The sequence below is a fragment of the Bradyrhizobium sp. NBAIM14 genome, from assembly GCF_020193895.1.
GTDB lineage: Bacteria > Pseudomonadota > Alphaproteobacteria > Rhizobiales > Xanthobacteraceae > Bradyrhizobium > Bradyrhizobium yuanmingense.
Genome location: NZ_JADYVQ010000087.1, coordinates 1 through 463, shown reverse-complemented (window position 1 = coordinate 463; position 463 = coordinate 1). Strand labels below are relative to the sequence as shown.

The 463-nt window shown below is 71.5% G+C and carries 1 protein-coding gene; it reads left to right on the top strand.

Going from position 1 to position 463, the window contains the following annotated elements:
- Positions 1-463, top strand: a 463-nt coding sequence (locus I6F28_RS37125; RefSeq protein ID WP_225143952.1) for a cell division protein FtsX, incomplete at both ends; no start/stop codon positions are given.

The window sequence follows — 463 nt, the reverse complement described above, 5'->3', positions numbered from 1 at the left end:
ATCGACGCACTCAACGACAATCCGCTGCCTTCGCTGCTGGTGATCACTCCCGGCCAGGGCAAGGACGACGCACGCCTGGCGCGCGCGCTGGAAAGCCTGCCCGAGGCCGATCTGGTGCAGCACGATGCGCTGTGGCGCCAGCGACTGGATGCCTGGCTTGCCTTCGGTGCGCGGCTGGTGCAGGTGCTGTCGGTCCTGCTCGGCGCAGGTGCCGCGCTGGTGGTCGGCAACACGGTGCGCCTGGACATCCAGGCCCGCCGCGAAGAGATCGGCGTGCTGCAGCTGCTCGGCGCCAGCGATGGCTTCATCCGCCGCCCGTTCCTGTACCTGGGCGCGTGGTACGGCCTGGGCGCCGGCGCGGTGGCGCTGGCCCTGATCGGCGCTGCGGGTGCCGCCCTGCGCATGCCGCTGGCCGAACTCTCGCGCAGCTACGGCAGCCCGTTCGTACTGCACGGCCTGGACC